Source organism: uncultured Campylobacter sp., from assembly GCF_938018145.1.
In the GTDB taxonomy this organism is placed as follows: Bacteria; Campylobacterota; Campylobacteria; order Campylobacterales; family Campylobacteraceae; genus Campylobacter_A.
This window is the reverse complement of sequence record NZ_CALIII010000385.1, coordinates 1-2,514: the sequence shown is the minus strand read 5'-3', so window position 1 is coordinate 2,514 and position 2,514 is coordinate 1. Positions and strand designations below refer to the sequence as shown.

Annotated in this window: 4 protein-coding genes and 1 pseudogene; 4 read left to right on the top strand and 1 reads right to left on the bottom strand. The window is 45.5% G+C overall.

What is annotated here, in order from left to right; all coding sequences use genetic code 11:
- From Q0338_RS08925 to Q0338_RS08910, 4 genes and pseudogenes are all read left to right on the top strand, one after another.
- Nucleotides 1–322, top strand: a pseudogene (locus tag Q0338_RS08925) (recombination protein RecO); the annotation flags it as partial.
- A 190-nt stretch (nt 323–512) separates the two neighbouring features.
- Entirely contained in the window at nt 513–947 is a 435-nt protein-coding gene (locus Q0338_RS08920) for a hypothetical protein (RefSeq protein WP_298086442.1), read from the top strand.
- Between the two features lie 113 nt (nt 948–1,060).
- Nucleotides 1,061–1,420, top strand: coding sequence for a hypothetical protein (locus Q0338_RS08915; protein WP_298086441.1), 360 nt, complete (start codon nt 1,061–1,063; stop codon nt 1,418–1,420).
- Between the two features lie 2 nt (nt 1,421–1,422).
- Nucleotides 1,423–1,659, top strand: coding sequence for a hypothetical protein (locus Q0338_RS08910; protein WP_298086440.1), 237 nt, complete (start codon nt 1,423–1,425; stop codon nt 1,657–1,659).
- 108 nt (nt 1,660–1,767) lie between these two features.
- Here Q0338_RS08910 and Q0338_RS08905 read toward each other — a convergent pair.
- Nucleotides 1,768–2,514, bottom strand: a 747-nt coding sequence (locus Q0338_RS08905; RefSeq protein ID WP_298086439.1) for a tRNA 2-thiocytidine biosynthesis TtcA family protein, incomplete at its 5' end; no start/stop codon positions are given.

The following is a 2,514-nucleotide window of genomic DNA, read 5'->3' as shown; positions in this document are numbered from 1 at the left end:
CGAGGTGTATTTTCGGGAGCTTGAGCTTTGCGCCTCGCGCTTTGATAGAGGCGCCCCCAAACGCCTACTCATCGAGAGCTACGTGCGCATTTTAGAGGCCGAGGGCAGGCTACACGACGAGCTTTTTTGCTTTATCTGCGACGAGCCCGTGGAGGATAGAGTTGCGCTAACCAGGAGCTTCTTGCCCGCTCACGAGCACTGCGCCGCGCAAAAGGGTTTTAGGGTAGAAAAGATAAAAATGCTCTTTAGCGAGCGCTCTACGCTGCTACTTGACGATGACGAGATAGACGCGCTCTACTCCATTTTGCTTCAGGGGCTTTGATCAAATTTGGCGTTTCAAATTTGACTTGCCAGAGTTTGCTTTCAAATTTAACCCGCTCAAATTTTATGCAAACGGATCTCGCCGTGCCCTACTCCCGATATCCAAATTTATCAGCTCAAATTGCATCAAATTTACCGCCTCTTTACCTAGTTTTGGCTAAGATTTTGCAAATTTGACTTAAGGGATAAATTTGAAAAAATTCGCACTCGGCTTTGCCGCCCTTTTCCTTGCCGTTTTCGTAAATTTTATTTACGAAAAGCTGTCTCGCCCTACGTATTTTACCGTCACGCCGGACACCAAGATAGACCCAAACTCCGAGCTAGCCAAATACGTAACGCAAGAGGAGATAGACGACTTTGCTTTTAGATACTGGGATATAGACGAATACGAGGAAAACAACGCCACTCTTAACGCTTTAAGAAATTTGCTGAGGCTAAAAGATACGGATAAGATTTTAAATTTTATGACAAGAAACGGGCTTAGCGCCGACGTAAAGATGAAGGCAAACACGACGCCCCTGATGTACGCTAGCTTTTATGGCGACGAAACCACGGCAAAAAGACTCATGGAGATGGGCGCGGACGCTCATGCGAAAGATAACTACAAACTCTCGCCCCTGGCATAGAAAACAACTCTACAAAGACCGTTAAGCTCTTGCTTGATAGCGGGGTTAAATTTAGCAATAAAGAAAAAATTCAAAGATGTTTAAAAGCGCCCCAAAACGATAGGATAAAAAGCTTGACTATCGACGGAGATAATATATTTGTAGAGTACGAAGTAAAATACGGTCAGAAAAATGAAGGCTCAAAAGGCTGGATATTGCCTTTTGATTATATTACCTTTGGCAACTTTACCGAGATGCTACAAATACTATTTAGTATGGGGTATTTTGACGAGAACGGCAACTATTTTAAAGATATGGAATATATGCCAAACTACGAACCTATGCTAAATTTGCTACTAGACAACAACGTTTCGGGGCAACCTACTAGCGAGGAGTTGAAAGAGGCGTATAAAAAGTGTCATGATACTTATATATGGTATAAAATAAGATGGATAGACGGAGAAAATATAAACAAAAAAGGCCGTTTTATGTAGATATGCCAATAAAAAATTTAGAAAAATATTGCACGGAGCCTGATGGAACCTTTCAAGACGTACGAACATTTATGTCGTGGGCAAACGAGCAAAAAAAGATGGATGCAATAATACGCATAGGAGATACGGCTAAGGTGATCTATATCGACGCCGACATAAGTAGTCAAGACAAAGAAAAGCTAATATCTAATAAACTAATACAAAAACGAAGGAGCAAAGATGCCGCAGAGCGACGATGATAGATTGCTATATAGCGCAGTGAAGGTTGTCGGGCAAATTTGAGCCGACTAGCAAAAGTCAAATTTGACCGAAAGAGCGGTCAAATTTAAGCTAAATTTGACGAGTCCTCACTCCTCATCGGTCAAATTTTGCGCCCCAGCGGCGAAAAACGTATCGCTGTGGATATTTTCAAAAGCAGCCTTTAGCGAGACGAAAAGCTTTGGATTTTGCTTTTCTAAATTTGCCAAAAGCTCCTTAGTTTCGGCTCTAGCGTGAGGCATCTTGATATCAAATCGCATCGCCGGACACGCCTCGTCGCCGATAACCGTAAGCCCGTTTCGCACGGCGTTTTCGCGTAGCTGCCTTTCGCGCACGAATATAAACGGCCTGATAACCTCGATACCGTTTGCCGCGACGTATTTTGGAGCAAGCGTTCGTAACGCGCCGTTATAAGTAAAATTCATAAAAAAGCTCTCGACCGCGTCGTCGAGGTGGTGGGCGATGGCGAGCTTGTTAAAGCCGTGCTCGAGCGCGTAGGTGTAGAGATAGCCGCGCCTCATACGCGAGAAAAAGCTGCAAAAGCTGGAGTTTTTGCGGATCTTGTCCTTTGATATCTCAAAGATCGAGCTGTCGATCACGTCGTGCTCGATGCCGTGCTCGGCGCAGTGGCGCGTGAGGTAGGCGTAGTCCTCGCCCATGCCGTAGCTTAGCGTCACGGCCTTAAACTCAAATTTTTCAGGCGTGACGTTTTGCATGTGTTTTAGCACGTGCGCGAGCGCGAGGCTGTCCTTGCCGCCGCTAAGACCGAGCAAAATTTTATCCCCGCCGCGCACCATGCGGTATCTGGCGTTGGTCTGCCCGACCTGGCGCAGCAG